This window comes from Microbacterium atlanticum (assembly GCF_015277815.1).
Classification (GTDB): Bacteria; Actinomycetota; Actinomycetes; order Actinomycetales; family Microbacteriaceae; genus Microbacterium; species Microbacterium atlanticum.
Genome location: NZ_CP063813.1, coordinates 53,886 through 72,600, shown reverse-complemented (window position 1 = coordinate 72,600; position 18,715 = coordinate 53,886). Strand labels below are relative to the sequence as shown.

At 71.3% G+C, this 18,715-nt stretch carries 19 protein-coding genes and 1 pseudogene; 13 read left to right on the top strand and 7 right to left on the bottom strand.

Going from position 1 to position 18,715, the window contains the following annotated elements:
- Positions 1 to 181: 181 nt before the first annotated feature.
- The 4 genes and pseudogenes from IR212_RS00365 (at position 182) to IR212_RS00350 (ending at position 4,291) form a co-directional block, all read left to right on the top strand.
- Entirely contained in the window at positions 182 to 1,465 is a 1,284-nt protein-coding gene (locus IR212_RS00365) for a SufS family cysteine desulfurase (protein ID WP_194397078.1), read from the top strand.
- The gene (gene sufU, locus IR212_RS00360) at positions 1,462 to 1,914 is read left to right on the top strand and encodes a Fe-S cluster assembly sulfur transfer protein SufU (protein WP_194397077.1); all 453 of its coding nucleotides are present in this window, start codon (positions 1,462 to 1,464) and stop codon (positions 1,912 to 1,914) included. Before IR212_RS00365 ends, sufU begins: the two co-directional genes overlap by 4 nt.
- Positions 1,915 to 2,075: 161 nt before the next feature.
- A pseudogene (locus tag IR212_RS00355) lies at positions 2,076 to 3,614 on the top strand (sensor histidine kinase); the annotation flags it as partial.
- Complete coding sequence (locus IR212_RS00350) at positions 3,611 to 4,291, top strand: response regulator (RefSeq protein ID WP_194397076.1); 681 nt, start codon at positions 3,611 to 3,613, stop codon at positions 4,289 to 4,291. The pseudogene IR212_RS00355 and the gene IR212_RS00350, both read left to right, overlap by 4 nt.
- A 19-nt stretch (positions 4,292 to 4,310) precedes the next feature.
- On the opposite strand, the gene IR212_RS00345 is transcribed toward IR212_RS00350, so the two are convergent.
- From IR212_RS00345 to IR212_RS00335, 3 genes are all read right to left on the bottom strand, one after another.
- The gene (locus IR212_RS00345; RefSeq protein WP_194397075.1) at positions 4,311 to 5,213 is read right to left on the bottom strand and encodes a TerC family protein; all 903 of its coding nucleotides are present in this window, start codon (positions 5,211 to 5,213) and stop codon (positions 4,311 to 4,313) included.
- A 150-nt stretch (positions 5,214 to 5,363) separates the two neighbouring features.
- Entirely contained in the window at positions 5,364 to 6,344 is a 981-nt protein-coding gene (locus IR212_RS00340) for an SRPBCC family protein (protein ID WP_194397074.1), read from the bottom strand.
- 2 nt (positions 6,345 to 6,346) lie between these two features.
- A complete protein-coding gene (locus IR212_RS00335; RefSeq protein ID WP_194398439.1) occupies positions 6,347 to 6,772 on the bottom strand; it encodes an ArsR/SmtB family transcription factor in 426 nt (141 codons plus the stop codon).
- Between the two features lie 282 nt (positions 6,773 to 7,054).
- On the opposite strand from IR212_RS00335, the gene purL reads away from it, so the two are divergent.
- The 5 genes from purL (at position 7,055) to IR212_RS00310 (ending at position 11,744) form a co-directional block, all read left to right on the top strand.
- Positions 7,055 to 9,388 carry a phosphoribosylformylglycinamidine synthase subunit PurL gene (purL, locus tag IR212_RS00330; protein ID WP_194397073.1) on the top strand — a complete coding sequence of 778 codons (2,334 nt, stop codon included), beginning with the start codon at positions 7,055 to 7,057 and terminating at the stop codon, positions 9,386 to 9,388.
- Between the two features lie 36 nt (positions 9,389 to 9,424).
- The gene (locus tag IR212_RS00325; protein ID WP_192633022.1) at positions 9,425 to 9,562 is read left to right on the top strand and encodes a hypothetical protein; all 138 of its coding nucleotides are present in this window, start codon (positions 9,425 to 9,427) and stop codon (positions 9,560 to 9,562) included.
- A gap of 136 nt (positions 9,563 to 9,698) precedes the next feature.
- Positions 9,699 to 9,881, top strand: coding sequence for a hypothetical protein (locus IR212_RS00320; RefSeq protein WP_194397072.1), 183 nt, complete (start codon positions 9,699 to 9,701; stop codon positions 9,879 to 9,881).
- 66 nt (positions 9,882 to 9,947) lie between these two features.
- Entirely contained in the window at positions 9,948 to 10,745 is a 798-nt protein-coding gene (locus IR212_RS00315) for a hypothetical protein (protein WP_194397071.1), read from the top strand.
- A 39-nt stretch (positions 10,746 to 10,784) separates the two neighbouring features.
- Positions 10,785 to 11,744 (top strand): hypothetical protein, encoded by a 960-nt coding sequence (locus tag IR212_RS00310; RefSeq protein WP_194397070.1) that lies wholly within the window; start codon positions 10,785 to 10,787, stop codon positions 11,742 to 11,744.
- A 3-nt stretch (positions 11,745 to 11,747) separates the two neighbouring features.
- Here IR212_RS00310 and IR212_RS00305 read toward each other — a convergent pair whose 3' ends face one another.
- Positions 11,748 to 12,818, bottom strand: coding sequence for a 1-acyl-sn-glycerol-3-phosphate acyltransferase (locus IR212_RS00305; protein WP_228479401.1), 1,071 nt, complete (start codon positions 12,816 to 12,818; stop codon positions 11,748 to 11,750).
- Positions 12,819 to 12,823: 5 nt separating this feature from the next.
- On the bottom strand, positions 12,824 to 13,660 hold the full coding sequence (locus tag IR212_RS00300) for a patatin-like phospholipase family protein (protein ID WP_194397069.1): 837 nt from the start codon (positions 13,658 to 13,660) through the stop codon (positions 12,824 to 12,826).
- Between the two features lie 132 nt (positions 13,661 to 13,792).
- Between IR212_RS00300 and IR212_RS00295 the strand changes: the two genes are divergently transcribed.
- Genes IR212_RS00295 through IR212_RS00285 form a run of 3 tightly spaced genes read left to right on the top strand, consistent with a single transcriptional unit; the run spans position 13,793 to position 15,794 of the window.
- Complete coding sequence (locus tag IR212_RS00295; protein WP_194398437.1) at positions 13,793 to 14,182, top strand: GntR family transcriptional regulator; 390 nt, start codon at positions 13,793 to 13,795, stop codon at positions 14,180 to 14,182.
- A complete protein-coding gene (locus IR212_RS00290; protein ID WP_194397068.1) occupies positions 14,179 to 15,102 on the top strand; it encodes an ABC transporter ATP-binding protein in 924 nt (307 codons plus the stop codon). Before IR212_RS00295 ends, IR212_RS00290 begins: the two co-directional genes overlap by 4 nt.
- A complete protein-coding gene (locus IR212_RS00285; protein ID WP_194397067.1) occupies positions 15,099 to 15,794 on the top strand; it encodes a hypothetical protein in 696 nt (231 codons plus the stop codon). Before IR212_RS00290 ends, IR212_RS00285 begins: the two co-directional genes overlap by 4 nt.
- A 20-nt stretch (positions 15,795 to 15,814) precedes the next feature.
- Here the strand turns inward: IR212_RS00285 and IR212_RS00280 are convergent, their stop codons facing one another.
- Positions 15,815 to 16,108, bottom strand: a complete 294-nt coding sequence (locus IR212_RS00280; protein WP_194397066.1) for a chorismate mutase — start codon at positions 16,106 to 16,108, stop codon at positions 15,815 to 15,817.
- Between the two features lie 133 nt (positions 16,109 to 16,241).
- On the opposite strand from IR212_RS00280, the gene IR212_RS00275 reads away from it, so the two are divergent.
- Entirely contained in the window at positions 16,242 to 17,459 is a 1,218-nt protein-coding gene (locus IR212_RS00275) for an AI-2E family transporter (protein WP_194397065.1), read from the top strand.
- Between the two features lie 45 nt (positions 17,460 to 17,504).
- Here IR212_RS00275 and IR212_RS00270 read toward each other — a convergent pair whose 3' ends face one another.
- The gene (locus IR212_RS00270) at positions 17,505 to 18,713 is read right to left on the bottom strand and encodes a lactonase family protein (RefSeq protein WP_194397064.1); all 1,209 of its coding nucleotides are present in this window, start codon (positions 18,711 to 18,713) and stop codon (positions 17,505 to 17,507) included.
- Between the last annotated feature and the right edge of the window lie 2 nt (positions 18,714 to 18,715).

Below are 18,715 nucleotides of genomic sequence, written 5' to 3'. Positions count from 1 at the left end.
GACACGCCGCAACCCTCAGGCGAAGCCGCACTTCGTGACACCCGAGCCCGGCCCGGCGCCATTCACGTGTCACGACACGCCGCCACCCCGCCCGCGAAGCCGCACCTCGTGACACCCGAAGCCACCACGGCCGCCCCGGCGGGGCGGCGCGGCGCTCAGGCTTCCCGCGTAGCCTGGAAGGGTGAGCTCCCCTGCGCCCGTCCTCGACGCCGCCGCGATCCGCGCCGACTTCCCGATCCTCGGCGAGCGCGTAAACGGCGAGCGGCTGGTGTACCTGGACTCGGGGGCGACGAGCCAGAAGCCGCAGGCGGTCATCGACGCCGAGGTGGCGTTCCTCACGCGCACGAACTCCGCCGTGCACCGCGGCGCCCACACCCTCGCCGCCGAGGCCACCGAGCTGTTCGAAGACGCCCGGGCCGCGGTCGCTGGCTTCGTCGGAGCGCGGCCGGAGCAGCTCGTATGGACGAGCGGCGCCACCGCCGGCCTCAACCTCGCCGCGTACGCGATCGGCAACGCGTCCGTGGGGCGCGGGGCTCCGGCATCCGCCCGCTTCGCCCTCGCGCCCGGCGACGAGATCGTGGTCACCGAGAGCGAGCACCACGCGAACCTCATCCCGTGGCAGGAGCTCGCCGCGCGCACGGGCGCGGTGCTGCGCCACATCCCGGTGCGCGACGACGGGACACTGGACACGGATGCCGCAACCGCCGTCATCGGCGAGCGCACGCGTGTCGTCGCCTTCCCGCACGTCTCCAACGTGCTGGGCATCGTCAACCCGGTCGCGGAGCTGGTCGCCCTGGCGCAGCAGGTCGGCGCGATCACGGTGCTGGATGCGTGCCAGTCGGCGCCGCACCTGCCCCTCGACCTGCCCGGGCTCGGCGTCGACCTCGCCGTGTTCTCGGGGCACAAGATGCTCGGACCCTACGGCGTGGGCGGGCTGTACGGGCGCGCAGAGGTGCTGGAGGCGCTCCCGCCGTTCCTCACCGGCGGGTCCATGATCACCACCGTGACGCTCGACGAGGCGCAGTACCTGCCGCCGCCGCAGCGCTTCGAGGCGGGAACGCAGCCCGTGTCGCAGGCGATCGGCCTCGCCGCGGCGGTGCGGTACCTGCAGCGCATCGGGATGGACGCCGCGCACGCCCACGAGAAGGCGCTCGAGGCGCGCATGGCCGAGGGACTGCGGTCCATCCCGGGCGTGCGGCTGCTGGGCGACGCGGCGGGCGCCGAGCGCGTGGGGCTCTGGGCGTTCGACGTCGAGGGCGTGCACGCGCACGACGTCGGGCAGTTCCTCGACGCCCGCGGCGTCGCGGTGCGGGTGGGGCACCACTGCGCGCAGCCGCTGCACCGGCGCTTCGGGCTCACCGCGTCGGTGCGCGCATCGACGGCGGTCTACAACACCCCCGACGACGTCGACGTGTTCCTCGACGCCCTGTCGGGCGTGCGCGCGTTCTTCGGAGCCGGCGCATGAGCGGCCTGGAATCCCTGTACCAGGAGCTGATCCTCGACCACTCCAAGCGCCCGCACGGCAAGGGCCTCGGCGCCGAGACGGGGCGCGTCGCGTCCTCGTTCCAGCGCAACCCGATCTGCGGCGACGAGATCACGCTGCGGGTCCGCCTCTCCGACGACGGGTCGACCGTCGACGAGGTCACGTGGGACGGGGCGGGCTGCTCGATCTCGCAGGCGTCGGCATCCATGCTCGCGGCGCTGATCGAGGAGGAGGGACGGATGCCTCGGGCCGAGGCATCCGCTCTCATCGAGGGCTTCCGCGAGGCGCTGCGCTCTCGCGGCGAGATCGCGCTCGACGAGGAGGTGTTCGGCGACGCGGCGGCGCTGTCGGGCGTCTCGAAGTTCACCGCGCGGGTGAAGTGCGCGATGCTCGCGTGGGTCGCCTTCGAGGACGCCGTCTCGCGCGCCTGAGGGGCACCCTCCGGCGCCCGCTCGGCCCGCTCCCTCCCGGTTCGCTCATGCGGCATGGCGTGCGCGGCGAGGCGTTCGGATTCCGTGAGGACAGCGGGTGCGGCATCCGCGGCGGGTCGTAGGGTGGCGGCATGGCGCAAGGCGATGACCGGCGGCTCGGCGCGGGGCCGGGCGTCGAGCAGGCGCGCGACACCCCGGCCGACCGGTTGGCGCGCGACACCCCGGCCGACCGGCACACCCTGCCTCGCGTGACCGGCGGCGTGCTCAGCCTGCGCCGCCGACTGCTCGGGTTCGGCCTGGCGCTCGTGGGCGGCCCCCTGCTGACGTGGCTCCTGGTCTCGATCCGCAGCGACGAGACGATCACGAGCGATGTGCTGGCGTACCAGCTGCTGGTCGTGCTGGTCTCGCTCGTCGGCGGCATCTGGCCCGCCGTCTTCGCCGCGGTGATGTCGGCGCTGACGCTCAACTACTTCTTCGTCGAGCCGTACTACACGGCCTCCGTCGCCGATCCCCGGAACGTGTGGGCCCTCGTGCTGTACGTCGTCATCGCGGTGCTCGTGAGCGCCGTCGTCGACCGCGCCGCGCGCGCGGCACGGGCCGCACGGCGTGCCGAGGCCGAGGCGGAGCTGCTCGGCACCGTCGCCGGGAGCGTGCTGCGGGGAGACTCCGCCGTGCTCGCCCTCATCAGCCGCACCCGGGAAGCGCTCGGGCTCGCGGGCGTCCGCCTCGTCGACGCCGACGGCAGCGTGCTCGCCACCGACGGGGAGCCGGTGCGCGACGAGCGGTTCGACACGGTCACGGTGAGCCGGCGCAACGGCGGACCGCCGGCGCTGCTCGAGCTGCACGGTCACGCGCTGGACGCGTCGCAGCGGCGTCTCATCGACGCGGTGAGGGCGCAGCTCTCGGCGGCCCTCGAGCACGCCGATCTCGCCCGGGCGGCGCGCGAGGCCGACGCGCTCGCCGAGACCGACCAGGTGCGCAGCGCCCTGCTGTCGGCCGTCAGCCACGATCTGCGCCGACCGCTCGCCGCCGCCGTCGCCGCCGTGGGCGGTCTTCGCGCCGCGGGCCCGCACCTGTCGGACGCCGACCGCGCCGAGCTCCTCGCGACGGCCGACGAATCGCTCGCGACGCTGTCGACGCTCGTCACCGACCTCCTGGACGTCAGCCGCATCGAGGCGGGCGTGCTCGCGGTGTCGCCGGCGCCGGTGGACAGCACCGGGATCGTGCTCGCCGCCCTCGACGAGCTCGGCGCGGGGCCCGACGGGTTCGACCTCGACCTCGACCCGGAGCTGCCGGCGCTCCACGCCGACCCGGTGCTGCTGCAGCGGGTGCTCGTGAACGTGCTGGCCAACGCGGCCCGCCACTCACCCCCCGGCTCCCGCGTGCGGGTGTCCACGAGCCGGCGCGGCCGGACCGCCGAGATGCGCATCGCCGACCGCGGCGCCGGCATCCCGCCCGAGCGGCGCGACGACATGTTCACCCCCTTCCAGCGGCTCGGCGACACCGACAACACCGTCGGCCTCGGCCTCGGCCTCGCGCTGTCGAAGGGGTTCACCGAAGGCATGGGCGGCACGCTCGCGGTCGAGGACACCCCTGGCGGCGGCCTCACGATGGTGATCACGCTGCCGCTCGCACCCCACCCCGCCGCTGCGGGCCCCGCCCGCCCCGACCCCGTCACCACGGAAGGCGCCGACGCGTGAAGGTCCTCATCGCCGACGACGACCCGCAGCTCGTGCGCGCCCTGCGCATCACCCTCGCCGCGCACGGGTACGAGGTGATCGCGGCGCCCGACGGCGCTGCCGCAATCGCGCTGGCGGCCAAGGCGCATCCTGACATCGTGATGGTGGACCTCGGGATGCCCCGCCTCGACGGCGTCGAGGTGATCCAGGCGCTGCGGGGCTGGAGCACGGCCCCGATCATCGTGGTGTCGGGCCGCACCGGCTCCGGCGACAAGGTGGACGCGCTGGATGCCGGCGCCGACGACTACGTGACCAAGCCGTTCCAGATCGACGAGCTGCTGGCGCGGCTGAGGGCGCTCTCGCGACGCGCGGGCGCGGCATCCGTCCCCCCTGTCATCACCTTCGGGGACGTCGTGGTCGACCTCTCGAGGAAGACCGTGACGCGCGCCGGCGCGCGGGTGCATCTCACCCCGACCGAGTGGCGGATCCTGGAGTTCCTCGCGCGCCACCCGGGTGCGCTCGTGACCCGGCAGAGCCTGCTCAAAGACATCTGGGGCACCGAGCAGGTCGCCGACACCGGCTACCTGCGCCTCTACGTGTCGCAGCTGCGCAAGAAGCTCGAGGCCGATCCGGGGCGTCCGGCTTTCCTGCTCACCGAGTCGGGCATGGGCTACCGGCTGCTCGCCGACCCCGCCTGACCCCGCATCCGGACGCGACTCAGCCGAGACCCTGGCGCTCCTCGGCGGCGGGCGCGTCATCCCCCGACACCGGCATGCGGGAAAGACCGACCGAGCCGCCCGACTTCGCGCCCGCGAGGGCGCTGTGGACCGCCACCGACTCGTCGACGTCGGGGTACTGCGGACGCAGCTGAACCGCGTGCTGCTCCCGGTTCTCGCGCTTGGCCTTGCGGGCGGAGTAGGCGAGGTTGAGCGCCTCGACGAAGATCGCGAAGGCCATCGGCCCGTAGATGAACGCCTTGTCGATCTTGATCTCGAACCCCTCCGCGACCAGGAAGACGCCGATGAGCAGAAGGAACGACAGCGCCAGCATCTTCACCGTGGGGTGCTTGTTGACGAAGGCGAAGATGAAGCGCGAGGCGAAGAGCATGATGCCGAACGACAGCACGACGACGGTGATGATGACGACGAGGTTCTCGGTCATGCCGACGGCCGTGATGACCGAGTCGAGCGAGAACACCAGGTCGAGCAGCAGGATCTGCACCAGCACCGAGCCGAACGTGACCGTCTTGCGTCCGACGCCGCTGCCGTGCTCCTCCTCGGCGCCCTCGAGCTTGTGATGGATCTCGGTCACCGCTTTGTAGACCAGGAACAGGCCGCCCGCGATGAGGATGAGGTCCTTCCACGAGAAGCCCATGTCGCCGACGAAGAAGACGTCGTTCTTCAGCGTGATGATCCACCCGGCGAAGAGCACCAGCACCACCCGCATCACCATCGCGAGCGTCAGGCCGAGGTTGCGCGCCTTCGCCTGCTGCTCCTTGGGGAGCTTGGACGCGAGGATCGAGATGAAGATGACGTTGTCGACGCCGAGCACGATCTCCAGCACGAACAGCGTGAGGAAGACGGCGACCAGGTCGGGCGTGAAGGCGAGGGAGAAGTCCACCCCGCAATGCTACGGGGGACGGATGCCGCGGCATCCGTCCCCCGTGCCCTCTGCCTGCAGAACTCCACCGATCCGCGCCGCCGCACGCCCCGCGGAGGCGGAAAGGCGGGCGGAGGCGCGAGATCCGTGGAGTTCTGCCGGGCGTGGGTCTCAGACCCCGGCGAGCACACCCTCGAGGCGGGCGTAACTGGCCTCCATGCCGTCGGTCATGCCGGTGGCGAGCACCATGTCGCGCGTCTGCGAGTCGGGGTACTCGATGAGCACCGTGATGAGCGTCGCGCCGTCCTCCTCCTCGAGGGTGAGGTCGTTCAGCGTCGACGGGTAGTCGGTGCCCGTCATGTGCTCGGTCGTGACAGCGCGGCGCGGCGGCTCGGAGAGCAGCGTCGCGCCGTCGAAGCCGAACGGCTCGCCCGGAGCGCCGTCGACCGGCTCCCATTCGTAGCGGTAGCGGCCGCCGACCGACGGGTCGACCTCGCAGACCGACATGCGCCAGCCGTCGGGTCCGAGCATCCACTTCTGCAGCAGCTCGGGCTCCTGGTGCGCGCGCCAGACGAGGTCGATCGGACCCTCGATCAGGCGCGTGATGCGCACGTGCGTGTCGTCGAGGATCTCGGTCTGCGTCCCCTTGCCCTGCGCGTACTCGCGCAGGCCCGCCAGCACTCTGTCGAGCTGGTTGATGGCCATGGTCGAACCTTCGACCGCGCCGAAGTCGACCACCTGCTGCAGTGCGTCGGCCGATGCGAAGTGCGTCACGTTGACCATGCGCGAGCCGGTCTCCGTCGGCTCGAACGTGAAGACGACCCGCATGGTGGGCATGCCCTCCAGCGGGGCGCCGTCCTCGTTGGCGAAGTTGTCGAGCACCGTGAAGCTGCGCGGCCGGTCGATCTCGAGGAACTCCCACGAGCCGTACGACTTCTCGCCCCGCGGGCTGGTCATGTAGTAGACCGCGCGGCCGCCGACGGAGAGGTCGAACGTGGGGAAGCGGGCGGGCCATCCGGGCGGGCCCCAGAATCGCTCGAGCTGCGCGGGCTCGGTGAACGCGTCCCACAGGCGCTCGACCGGGGCGGCGAATTCCGCGGTCAGCGTCAGGGTGAGCGCTTCGGGGTCGGTGGTGACGTCGGTGACGGGCATCGTCATTCTCCTTCGTTCGTGCGTTCGGTGTCGTTCGTGCGTTCGGTGTCGTTCGTGCGTTCTTCGGGGGTGTTCCGGATGCCGGAAGACCCGGCCGGTCCGGCGAGCAGGGCGTCGAGGCGGTCGATGCGGGCGCGCCACATCTCCTCGTAGCGGGCCAGCAGCGCCCGGGCGCGGGCGATCATCTCGGGATCCGCTCGGACGAGCCGCTCGCGGCCTTCGGCGCGCTTGACGATGAGGCCGGCGGCCTCCAGCACGCTGACGTGCTTCTGCACGGCCGCGAACGACATGTCGTACTCCCGGGCGAGCGCCGAGACGGAATGCGCGCCGTCGATCGTGCGACGCAGGATGTCGCGGCGCGTCGCCGCCGCGAGCGCGTGGAACACGCGGTCGATCTCGTCATCGCTGAGCTCATTTCGTACAACCATTTGGTTGTACGTTACGCCGCGTGGCGGCATCCGTCAACCCCTCCTCTGCCGACCGGGCCCCGACTCGCCAAGACACGCCGGGCCTCTGTCGACCGGGCCCCGACTCGCCAAAACACGCCGAGCCCACCCCCGCCCACCGGCGTGTCTTGGCGAGTCGCGGAACGAGTCGCGGAACGGGCCGGGGAACGGGTCACGTGACGGAGGACGGGAGGGGAAGCCGGATGCCGCGGCCGAACTAGACTGGACCGGTCCGGCATCCCCCGAATCCTGGAGTTGAGCCGCGTGACCACCCCTCCCCAGGCCGCCGTGGCCGACACCGTCGAGAACGCCGCCGTCACCCCGGAGAAGGAGCAGCCGTACGCGGCGCTCGGTCTCAAGGACGACGAGTACGCGAAGATCCGCGAGATCCTCGGCCGCCGGCCCACGTCGGGCGAGCTCGCCATGTACTCCGTCATGTGGTCCGAGCACTGCTCCTACAAGTCCTCGAAGATCTACCTGCGCCAGTTCGGCCAGAAGGTCTCGGACGAGATGAAGGAACGGCTCATGGTCGGCATGGGCCAGAACGCCGGCGTCGTCGACATCGGCGAGGGCTGGGCTGTCACCTTCAAGGTCGAGTCGCACAACCACCCGAGCTACATCGAGCCGTTCCAGGGGGCCGCGACCGGTGTCGGCGGCATCGTGCGTGACATCATCTCGATGGGCGCGCGGCCGGTCGCCGTCATGGACCAGCTGCGCTTCGGGGCCATCGACAATCCCGACACCGCCCGCGTCGTGCACGGCGTCGTCTCGGGCATCAGCTTCTACGGCAACTGCCTCGGCCTTCCGAACATCGGCGGCGAGACCGTGTTCGACGCGGTCTACCAGGGCAACCCGCTCGTCAATGCGCTCGCGGTCGGCGTCCTGCGCCACGAGGACCTCAAGCTCGCCAACGCGTCGGGCGCCGGCAACAAGGTCGTGCTGTTCGGCGCCCGCACCGGCGGCGACGGCATCGGCGGGGCATCCATCCTCGCCTCCGACTCGTTTGATGAGACCGGCCCGACCAAGCGGCCGGCCGTGCAGGTGGGCGATCCGTTCGCCGAGAAGGTGCTCATCGAGTGCTGCCTGGAGCTCTACCAGGGCGAGCTCGTCGAGGCGATCCAGGACCTCGGCGCGGCCGGCATCTCGTGCGCGACCTCGGAGCTCGCCGCCAACGGCGGCTCGGGCATGCGCGTCGACCTCGAGAAGGTGCTGCTGCGCGACCCCACGCTCACGCCGGAGGAGATCCTCATGAGCGAGAGCCAGGAGCGCATGATGGCGATCGTCGTGCCCGAGAAGCTCGACGAGTTCCTCGAGGTGACGACGAAGTGGGACGTCGAGACCAGCGTCCTCGGCGAAGTGACCGGCGACGGGCGCCTGCAGATCTTCTGGCACGGCGAGCAGATCGTCGATGTCGACCCCTCGACCGTCGCGGTCGACGGACCGGTCTACGAGCGCCCCGTGGCGTACCCGGCATGGATCGACGCGCTGCGAGAGGACTCGGCATCCGCCCTCCCCCGCTCGAGCGATCCCGACGCGCTGCGCGACCAGTTCACCCGGCTGGTGGCGAGCCCGAACCTCGCGGACACGTCGTGGGTGACGAACCAGTACGACTACTACGTCATGGGCAACACGGCCCTGTCGTTCCCCGACGACGCCGGCATGATCCGCGTGGACGAGCACTCCGGACTGGGCTTCGCGATCGCGACCGACTGCAACGGCCGGTTCTGCCAGCTCGACCCCTACCAGGGGGCCAAGCTCGCCCTCGCCGAGGCGTATCGCAACGTCGCGGTGACCGGTGCCCAGCCCACCGCGGTGACCGACTGCCTGAACTTCGGCAGCCCCGAGAACCCCGAAGTGATGTGGCAGTTCTCGCAGGCGGTCGAAGGACTGTCGGACGGATGCCTCGAACTCGGCGTGCCCGTCACCGGCGGCAACGTGTCGTTCTACAACCAGACCGGCGACCAGCCCATCTTCCCGACGCCGGTGGTCGGCGTCCTCGGGATCATCGACGATGTCGCCCGCCGCATCCCGTCGGGATGGCAGGATCCGGGCGAGAACATCTACCTCCTGGGGGTCACGGCGACCGAGCTCTCGGGCTCGCAGTGGGCCGGCACGATCCACGGCCACCTCGGCGGTCGCCCGCCGGCGGTGGACCTCGCGAACGAGAAGAAGCTGGCCGACCTGCTCCACGCCGCCGGACAGCAGTCGCTCGTCTCGTCGGCGCACGACCTGTCGTCGGGGGGTCTCGCGCAGGCTCTCGCCGAGTCCGTGATGCGGTTCGGCGTCGGCGCCCGCGTATGGCTGAACGAGATCCAGGAACGGGACGGGGTGGATGCCGCGACCGCGCTGTTCTCGGAGTCCACCGGCCGCGTCATCGTCTCGGTGCCGCGCGAGGACGACGTGAAGTTCCGCGGGCTGTGCGAGGGCCGGGGCTACCCGGTGCTGCGGATCGGTGTGACCGACTCCGCGGCCGACGGCGACGAGCCGGCGCTGGAGGTGCAGGGCCTGTTCACCGTGCCGCTGGCCGAGCTGCGCGGCCTGTCGACCTCGACGCTCCCCGACGCCTTCGGGCCGATCGTCACCGAGCACACCGCCTGACACGGGTTCGCGCGGACCCGGAAGTAGGATGAGCGCATGGCGGCGGACGACGACGAGTACAGCGGTTTCAACGACACCCGGCAGCGCCGGGTCAAGATCATCGCGTGGGTGACCATCGTCGCCCTGATCCTCGTCGGCGGCGGCGCCACGGTCTTCGCACTGCTGTTCGGCTGATCTCGATACGCGGCGGCGGGCTTCGCCCGGCGTCGCACTCGATCCGGCGGATCCCCATGCGCGGCGGCGGGCTTCGCGCGGCGCCGCACTCGATCCGGCGGATGCGGATGCCGCGCACGCGCGGTATGGTCTGCCCATGAGCGGCGGCCTCTCGATGTGGACCCGGGTGCGGAACTTCTTCTCGCCGCCGCGTGAGACGTACGAGTCGCGGAAGACCCGCACGCGCACGCGCGAACCCGGCCATGGCCCCGGCAGCCCGGTCCACGAGGCCACCGACCGCCGACGCCACGGCGGAACGATGGAAATCGGCGGCCACTGAATCCGCCGGAGATCCTCCAGGAGACTCCCGGCGACAATTGCGCTATATCGCGACTACCATGGCACCGTGGAGCCGATCCTCCTCATCGTGTCGACCTGGTGGTGGATCGCCCCGGCCGCCGCGGGCGCCGGGGCGGCGACCTACGCCGGGCTGACGACGCGCACCCGCCGCGCGCGTCGTCTCGAGCTCGACGCCGCACGTCATGAGGAGATGCAGGCGTACCGCGCGCTCGTCGCTGCGAAGGCCCGCGTGCGCACGGCCCAGGCCGACGTCATGACGTCGAAGGCACAGCCGGCGCACCGCGCGTACGAGGCGCGGCGAGAGCTGCAGGCTGCGAAGCACGCCGAGCGGAGCGCGTCGCTCGAGCTCCGCGCGAGCCGCTCCCGCGTGAAAGCCGGCTACTCGCAGTACCGCGCGGCCGACGTCCACGACCCGCTGCCGATCGACCGGCTGTACGCGGTGCACGATGCGGTGAACGCGCGGTGGCTGGCGTACGAGACCGACGTCGACAAGGCGCTGGCCTATCCGCAGATGACCGACTCGCGGCATCCGGCCACTCTCGCCTTCCTCATGGCGCAGCGCGAGGCCCTCACCAAGCGGCCGACGCTGCGCGACCGCGTCACACCGCAGCAGTTCGCCGAATACCGCGTGGCGGTGCGTGAGCTCGAGCTCGCGTTCGACGAGGCGGAGCGCCAGGCCGCCGTGCCCGGCGCCGCCCGCCCGATCTCGGCCGCGACGACCACGGCCGCGAGCATCACGGCGGCGGCGGCCGCCATCGCCGAGCTTGCGGACCGGCTGCCGGGGCTGATCGCACGACTCCCGCAGCCGCGACCAGGCGAGCCACCCGCTGGCAGGGTGCCCTGAGGCGAGCGCGCGGTCGGCGGCGGCCGTTAGCATGACAGAGTGGACCAGATCTGGGTCTTCATCGGCAGCTACTGGTGGCTGGTGTTCCCGCTCATGGGCGTCGTCGGCTGGGTCGGCAGCGCCTGGGAGCGCGGTGCGCGCCTGCGCCACAAGCGCCGGCTGGAGATGATGCACGCCAAGGCCGAGCTGAAGGCGGCGCAGGCGGCCGCCCGCGGCAAGGCCGTGCCGGCGGCATCCCTCCCCACGATCACCGGACCGACCGCCGTGCCCGCGGCGGTGCCCGCCGCCCGCGAGACGCAGGCCACCCAGCTGGAACGTCTGTTCGCGACGCACGACGCGGTCACGTCGCGGTGGCTGGAGTACGAGCTGGACGTCGCCAAGATCATCGCGTTCCCCGCGATGAGCGACGGCCGCCAGCCGCTGACCGCCGCGTTCCTGCGCGCCAAGCGCATCGCCGACGGACTGCGCCCCGCATCGTCCAAGGCGCGCCTGACCAAGGACCAGCTCGCCGAGTACCGCAGCGCGGTGGCCGACTTCGAGGTCGCCTTCGACGTCGCGGAGCGCGACGCCCGGCGCCTGCGCGACTCGAGCTTCACCGAGATCGAGCGAAAGCGCCTCGAGACCGCGAAGAAGCTGCTCACCGTCGCGATCGACGAGGCGGCGACCCCCGCCGAACGCCAGCTCGCCTACCGCCGCGTCCGCGAAGAGCTCGACGGACTCATCTCGCTCTCCGACGAAGCGATCGAGGTGCTCGAGAAGAAGGTGATGCTCGAGCTGGGCCCGACCGCCGCGCCACCGGCGACGACGGAGACGGCATCCGCCCCTCCCGCCTCGGCCTCCGGCGCACCTGCGGCGCCCCCGCCCGCGTCGTCGCCCGTCGCCGAGCCGCTTCCCGCGCCGCAGCGGCCCAGCACGACGCCGCCCGCACCGTGGCCGGTGCCGTCGCGGGGTCACGGCGACGCGCCGGGACGCGTCGTGCATCCGAAGCCGCACCGCTGACCCTCAGCCGTCGAGCTCGGGGTGCGCGTCGATCCACCCGTCGATCCGCGCGAACCAGTCGAACAGCCACGCCCCGCGCTCCTCGATGCCCTCGGGCACCTCGGCGCGGGGCACTCGCCACGCGCACATCGTGATGCCCTTGTCCATGGGCAGCTCCCGCCAGATGTCGCGCACGGTCACCAGGCGGTCCAGGCCGGTGTGCGCGATGAACACGACATCGGCCGTCGGGGCGGCGTCGAGCGCCGCGTGGATACCACCCGGCTGCGGCGCCATCACGTGCACGAGCGCTTCGGCGCGCGCGGCGAGGCCCTCGCGCCCGGCATCCCGCAGGCGCCGGATCCGTGTCAGCCGACGGGTCGGGCTCACGTTGCCGCCCTCCGGGAAGATGACGAATGCGTCGTCGGCCCCGAGGCCGGTGGCGAGGTCGGCGAGCGCCCGCTCGACGCCGATGCCGCCGCCGCGCTCGGTGCGGTGGAAGCCGGTCGGGACGATGAACCGCGACGGCACGCGGTGCAGCAGGATGTCGATCGCGGGATCCCACTGCAGCGTGTACTTCAGCACGATCCGCGGCCGGCGATGCGCCTCGTTGAGCACTGTGTGGATGAGGATGAACGAGTCGCCCGGTCCGCCGTGCCTGCTCGCCACGATGAGCGGGGTGCCCGGCGCGAACAGCGCGTCGAACGCGTCGGGTCCCGCGACGGCGTCCATTCCTCCGTCGTCGTCCCCGCCGGTGGTCGAGATGGTCAAGCGCAGCACGCTGCCGAAGACGCGGAAGAGCACGCGCAGGCCCCACGCACCCAGGCGATAGTGGGCGGCCACGAAAGCGGGCCGTCGCAGCGCGTAGCCGAAGCCGGACCCGATCCACAGGCCGAACATCGCCAGGACCAGCACGGCTTCCCAGAGGAGGTAGACGGTGATCAGCCACAGCACGCGGGGGAGGCGGAACCGCCCGGGGACGAGCGAGGTCAGCGCGAGGCCCACGAGCAGCCAGAGCGGCGTGAGGACGAACATGAGCACCGCGGCCACGATCACCAGCGGGGCGAGGAGGATGCGGCGCACCCAGATGGGAGCCATCCGCATCATGCATCCCCGCCGACGAGGCCGTGCGCGGCGAGGAACTCGCGGCCCGCCTCGTATGCCCGATCGATCCGGCCGCGGACGCTGTCCATGCGGCGGTACGACAGCAGCGAGTCGTCGCCGCCCGGCTCGCCGCTGGGCAGCACGAGCAGCGTCACCCCCTCGGGCACGGTCGCGAGGTCGCGCGCGTAGCGGTGCCGGCGGGCCACCTCGAAGGCGACCCGCGCGGTGTCGACGGCGGTCTGCGGCGCCTCGAGGGGTGTCTCGACGCGGCCCACCTGCAGCACGAAAACGGTGTCGGCACCGGTTTCCACGGCGTGTGCGATCGGGATGGAGTTCACGATGCCGCCGTCGATGAAATGCTCTTCGCCGATGCGGGTCGGCGGCAGGAGACCCGGGACCGAGGCCGATGCCAGCACGGCGTCGATGAGCGGACCGGAGTCGAAGACCCGCTCGGCCGCCCGCTCGATGCTCGCGGCCACGACGCGCAAGCGCACCGGCAGATCCTCGAAGCGGGCGTCTTCCCCGAGCGCGCGCTCGAGCAGCCTCCGCAGCGGGGCCGGCGAGTTCAGGTGCGTCCGGGTCCTCACCAGCCGCGTGAACTGCGCGAACAGCGAGTCTCCGTACACCGAGTTCGCTTCGGGCGAGGTCCACGCGTCGAGCAGACGGTCGACGACCGCGGGGCGCGGGTCGCTTGCCACCAAGGCGCCGTTGATCGCGCCGACCGAGGTGCCGACGATCAGGTCCGGCCGGATGCCGGACTCCAGCAGCGCGCGCAGCATGCCGATCTGCACGGCACCGCGGACTCCGCCGCCACCGAGGACGAACGCCACCGTCATGGGCACACCCTAGTGCGCAAGGCACCCGCCGGCCGACGCCCGGTCGGCGTCGCCGACCGGGGCGCGAGTCTTGACAGCTCGGGCGTTCTGTGGTTACTTACTCAAGTAACTAACCGACAAGCCGGAGTGGACGTGATCGAAGAAGGACGCGCGCTGTTCCTCCAGATCGCCGAGAGCGTGGAGGACGCCATCATCGACGGCAGCCTGGCTGAGGAAACGCAGGCGCCGTCTACCAACGAGCTCGCAGCCTTCTACCGGATAAATCCCGCCACCGCAGCGAAGGGAGTGGCGATGCTCGCCGACAAGGGAGTGCTGTACAAGCGTCGCGGGATCGGCATGTTCGTCGCGCCCGGCGCGCGAGACATCGTCCTCGGCGAGCGCCGGGCCGCGTTCGCCGACCGCTTCGTCGATCCGCTGCTCACCGAGGCCCGCAAGCTCGGGCTCGGGCCCGAGGACCTGGCAGTGCTCATCCGCGACCGCGCCGACGCGACGGTCGCCGACCTGGAAGGGAACATCCGATGACGACCGGGACGCCCGTCATCGAGGTGAGGAACCTCACGAAGCGCTATCGCGACGTGGTCGCCGTGGACGACGTGAGCTTCACCATCGAGAAGGACACCATCTACGGTTTGCTCGGGCGCAACGGCGCCGGCAAGACGACCGTCATGTCGATCCTCACCGCGCAGAACTTCGCCTCGAGCGGCGATGTGCGCGTGTTCGGGATGCCGCCGTACGAGAACGCCCGGGTGCTCTCCCGGATGTGCTTCGTGCGCGAGAGCCAGAAGTACCCCGACGATGCGCTGCCGCGGCACGCGTTCGCGACGGCGCGGCTGTTCTTCCCGAACTGGGATCAGGCCCTGGCAGAGCGGCTGATCGACGACTTCCAGCTGCCCGTCAAGCGGCGCATCAAGAAGCTGTCCCGCGGGCAGCTGTCGGCGGTCGGTGTCATCATCGGCCTCGCCTCTCGCGCCGAGATCACCTTCTTCGACGAGCCGTACCTGGGTCTGGACGCCGTGGCCCGCCAGATCTTCTACGACCGGCTGCTGGAGGACTACGCCGAGCATCCGCGCACCGTGATCCTCTCGAGCCACCTGATCGACGAGGTCTCGAACCTCCTCGAGCGGGTGCTCGTGATCGACCGCGGCCGGATCATCATGGACGAGGAGACGGATGCCGTCCGCGACCGGGCCTCGAACATCATCGGCGACACCGCCGCGGTCGAGCAGTTCGTCGCCGGCCGCGAGGTGATCCACCGCGAGAGCCTGGGCCGCGTCTCGTCGGTCACCGTGCTCGGCTCGCTGACGGACGACGACCGCGAGCGGCTCAGCGTGGCCGGGCTCGAGATCGCCCCGGTCTCCCTCCAGCAGCTCATCGTCCGCACCACTCAGCACGCGGGCGGAACGCCCGATCCGGCCGTCATCGACGAAGGGGCACTCCGATGAACCGCACCGTCAGCGTCGTGCGCATGCAGCTGATCAACCGGCAGACCTACGTGTGGGTTCCGCTGCTCGTGCTGGGCGGCGCGTTCCTGCTCACCCTCGCCATCTACGCCATGCTCGAGACGTCGGGGATCACCGGCGCCAAGTACGGCGGCGGCGCCCAGGCGCCGCTGTGGTACTTCTGCGTCGTGGGCGTGCAGGCGCTCACGCTCACCTTCCCGTTCTCGCAGGCGATGAGCGTCACGCGCCGCGAGTTCTACGCCGGCACCCTCCTGACGGCGGCGGCCACGAGTCTCGTCCTCGCGGCGGTGTACACCGTCGGAGGGCTCCTCGAGCAGGCGACCGGAGGGTGGGGCCTGAACGGCTACTTCTTCTACCTGCCGTGGGTGTGGGAGGGGGGCGCGGCGGCCGCGCTGCTGTTCTGGTTCACCTCTGCGATGCTCGTCTTCGTGGCGGGATTCTGGGCCGCGACGATCTACAAGCGCTCGGGGACGCTGGTGCTGACCCTCGTGCTCGTCGGACTCGGGGCGACGATCGTCCTCTGGATGTACATCGTCGGACGCCTGGACGCGTGGGAGCGGGTCTTCACCTGGTTCGCGACGCAGGGCGCGTTCGGCCTGTCGCTGTGGGGACTGCTGCTCGGCGCCGCGCTCGCCGGCGTCTCCTACCTGACGCTCCGGCGCGCGGTGCCCTGATCCGTGCAGGGAGCCGGGGCTCAACGGCTGTCGGCGACCTCGGTGTGGTGGCGGATCACCTCGGCCACGACGAAGTTGAACCACTTCTCGGCGAAGGCGGGGTCGAGGTCGGCCTGCTCGGCGAGGCGCCGCAGCCGCGCCACCTGCTGCTCCTCCCGGGCGGGATCGGAGGCCGGCATGCCGTGATCGGCCTTGAGGTGACCGACCTGCTTGGTCGCCTTGAACCGCTCCGCGAGCATGTACACCAGTGCGGCGTCGATGTTGTCGATGCTGCTGCGCAGCCGGGCGAGCGTCGCCGCGGGATCTTCGGTCATCAGGGGAGCCTCCTCGCCCCTCGACGATACCCGAGGGGCTCCCGCGGCCTCGCCCGGGCCCTCGTCACGCGATCGGCGTGAATCTGCCGCCGACGGCTCGTTGCGCCCGGCGGCCCGGGCATACAGTGTGTCCATGACCGAGTCCTCGCCCTCTCTCGGCGCGACCGACGCGCCGGCGGCCGACCTCTCACCGTCCGTGGCGGCACCGGGCACCGACGGCCATGCGCCGGCTTCGTCCGCCGCGCCGCTGCTCGCCGACCGGGAGCCGGTGTTCACGGGCGAAGCGCCGGCCGGCAAGACGTTCTGGGCCAACCTCAACAGCCCGTTCCGCCTGGGCCTGCTCATCACGCTCGGAGGACTCACCGCGATCGGGCTGGGCCTCGCCTTCTGGAACCTGTCGACGATCATCATCTACGTCGTCTTCGCCCTGTTCGCCGCCCTCGGCCTCGATCCGATCGTCCGGTGGTTCGGGCGTCATCATGTGTCACGGCCCTGGGCGATCGTCATCGTGTACACCGCGTTCGCGCTGGTGCTGGCAGCGGTCCTGCTGCTCGTCGTCCCGGCGCTGGTGGGCCAGCTGACCTCGTTCTTCCAGGACCTGCCGCAGACGGTGAACGACTTCCAGCAGTCCGACTTCTACGCGTGGCTGTCCGGCACGTTCGGCGCGCAGGTCGGTGCCATCACCGACCAGGTGGAGCAGTTCCTCACCAACCCGGCGAACATCGCCGCGATCGGCGGAGGAGTGCTGAACTTCGCGATCAACGTGGGCACAGCCATCTCGGGGCTCATCATCGTGCTCGTGCTGAGCCTGTACTTCCTCGCCGGGCTCCCCGCGATGAAGACGGCGTTCATCCGGTTCGCCCCCGCCCGCAACCGCCCCAAGGCGGGCGCCCTGACGGAGCAGATCACGGACTCCATCGGCGGCTATCTGATGGGCATGGTGATCCTGGCGTTCTGCAACTCGGTGGTCGCCTTCCTGCTGCACCTCTTCCTCGGTCTGCCGTTCCCGGCCCTGATGGCGGTGCTCGCGTTCTGCATCACGCTCATCCCCCTCATCGGTTCGGTGCTGTACTGGATCACGGCGACGATCATCGCGCTGTTCACTGGATGGCTGCCCGCGCTCATCTTCGCGATCATCTACCTCGTCTACATGCAGCTCGAGGCATATGTGCTCACTCCCCGGGTGATGAACAAGACCATCTCGGTGCCGGGAGCGCTCGTCGTCATCGGCGCGATGGTCGGCGGCACGCTCCTCGGGCTGCTCGGAGCGCTCGTGGCGATCCCGGTGACGGCATCGATCCTGCTCATCATCAAGCAGGTCTTCATCCCCCGACAGGACGCGAAGTTCTGAGAACCGCGTGCGGCTGAGGCCGCGGACGGCGGCCGGACCCGGATCTCAGGCGATCGCGGCGATGCAGGTCGGCGAGGGGGCCGCCGCACGGTGCCGCACGCGGCCGGGCACTCCGGTGCGGATGTCGACGAGGCGCGAGGCGACCTCATCCGAACGCTGCCCCGCGACGAGGAGGGTGTCGCGCACCACGAGGTGGTGACGCGGCCAGTCCACGCCGGCATCGACGAGCGCGACGGGCACGACGGACTCGCCGGCACCGCGCACCCGCAGGGTCGCGAGGGTGTTGCTCCCGCGGACGCCGGCGTACAGGAACTCGCGGTCGTGCGAGAGGGCGAGCTCGGCAGCGCTGTCGCCCGGAAGCGTGCCCGCGCCGAGAGGGCTGCCGCCGACCACGCGCCACGACGACGGACCGGATCCGGTCGCCGGCGGGAACGGGGCGAGCACGAACAGTTCGCACGACAGCTCGGTCACGACGTACAGATGCCCGCTCGGATGCCACACCATGTGCCGCGGCCCGCTGCCACGGGGCAGCGCCACCTCCTGCTGCCGTCGCAGTCCGTCGCCCCGCATCCGCCAGAACCGAACGAGATCCAGACCCAGATCGGTCGTCGCCACCAGCCCGCCCGGCAGGAACACCGCCTGATGGGCGCGGGACGGGCGAGCGGATGCCTCGTCTCCCGCGTCTTCCGCCGCGTCCTCGTCGTCGACCCGCGGAACCAGGTGGGCGTATTCCGCTCCGGCCGCCTCACGGAGGGCACGCGCGGCTGCCGCGAGGTCGAGGTCGCCGGCAGCGGGCGCCGGCGACGTCTCCGACGCGGCGGGCCCGGTCGCGGCGGGAAGGATCACCGGTGAAGACGGCCGGCCGGCGGCATCCACCTCCATCCGCACCACCCTCCCGTCGCCCCAGCAGGCTGCCAGCAGGAACGAGGCATCCGGCGCGATCGCGAGATGGCACACCGCTTCGCCGGCGGTCACGGGCGTGCCGAGCGGCACGAAGGTCGCCTCGCCGGTGCGGCGGAACGCCTGGACCTCGCCGCGCGCCTCCAGCGCCGCGTACACCACGTCGCCGCGGGCGAGGCCGGCCGATCCGGGGTGGAGCGCGATCCACGACGGCGAGTCGGCCGCGGCCGCGTCACCGGTGAACGCCAGCGCGCCACCGGCAGACGCGTCGTCTGCGGCGCCGGCGAGCAGCATCCCGAATCCCGTCGCGCCGCCGTCCATGTCGGCGGTGTACCCGCCCAGCAGGAATCTCATGC

What these genes read in the sequence shown, in the direction of transcription:
- IR212_RS00305 (WP_228479401.1), bottom strand. Translation starts at nt 12,818, where the DNA reads ATGGCTCCCATCTGGGTGCGCCGCATCCTCCTCGCCCCGCTGGTGATC.
- IR212_RS00280 (WP_194397066.1), bottom strand. Translation starts at nt 16,108, where the DNA reads ATGACCGAAGATCCCGCGGCGACGCTCGCCCGGCTGCGCAGCAGCATC.
- IR212_RS00270 (WP_194397064.1), bottom strand. Translation starts at nt 18,713, where the DNA reads ATGAGATTCCTGCTGGGCGGGTACACCGCCGACATGGACGGCGGCGCG.
- IR212_RS00300 (WP_194397069.1), bottom strand. Translation starts at nt 13,660, where the DNA reads ATGACGGTGGCGTTCGTCCTCGGTGGCGGCGGAGTCCGCGGTGCCGTG.
- IR212_RS00340 (WP_194397074.1), bottom strand. Translation starts at nt 6,344, where the DNA reads ATGCCCGTCACCGACGTCACCACCGACCCCGAAGCGCTCACCCTGACG.
- IR212_RS00320 (WP_194397072.1), top strand. Translation starts at nt 9,699, where the DNA reads ATGAGCGGCGGCCTCTCGATGTGGACCCGGGTGCGGAACTTCTTCTCG.
- sufU (WP_194397077.1), top strand. Translation starts at nt 1,462, where the DNA reads ATGAGCGGCCTGGAATCCCTGTACCAGGAGCTGATCCTCGACCACTCC.
- IR212_RS00290 (WP_194397068.1), top strand. Translation starts at nt 14,179, where the DNA reads ATGACGACCGGGACGCCCGTCATCGAGGTGAGGAACCTCACGAAGCGC.
- IR212_RS00285 (WP_194397067.1), top strand. Translation starts at nt 15,099, where the DNA reads ATGAACCGCACCGTCAGCGTCGTGCGCATGCAGCTGATCAACCGGCAG.
- IR212_RS00275 (WP_194397065.1), top strand. Translation starts at nt 16,242, where the DNA reads ATGACCGAGTCCTCGCCCTCTCTCGGCGCGACCGACGCGCCGGCGGCC.
- IR212_RS00335 (WP_194398439.1), bottom strand. Translation starts at nt 6,772, where the DNA reads ATGGTTGTACGAAATGAGCTCAGCGATGACGAGATCGACCGCGTGTTC.
- IR212_RS00325 (WP_192633022.1), top strand. Translation starts at nt 9,425, where the DNA reads ATGGCGGCGGACGACGACGAGTACAGCGGTTTCAACGACACCCGGCAG.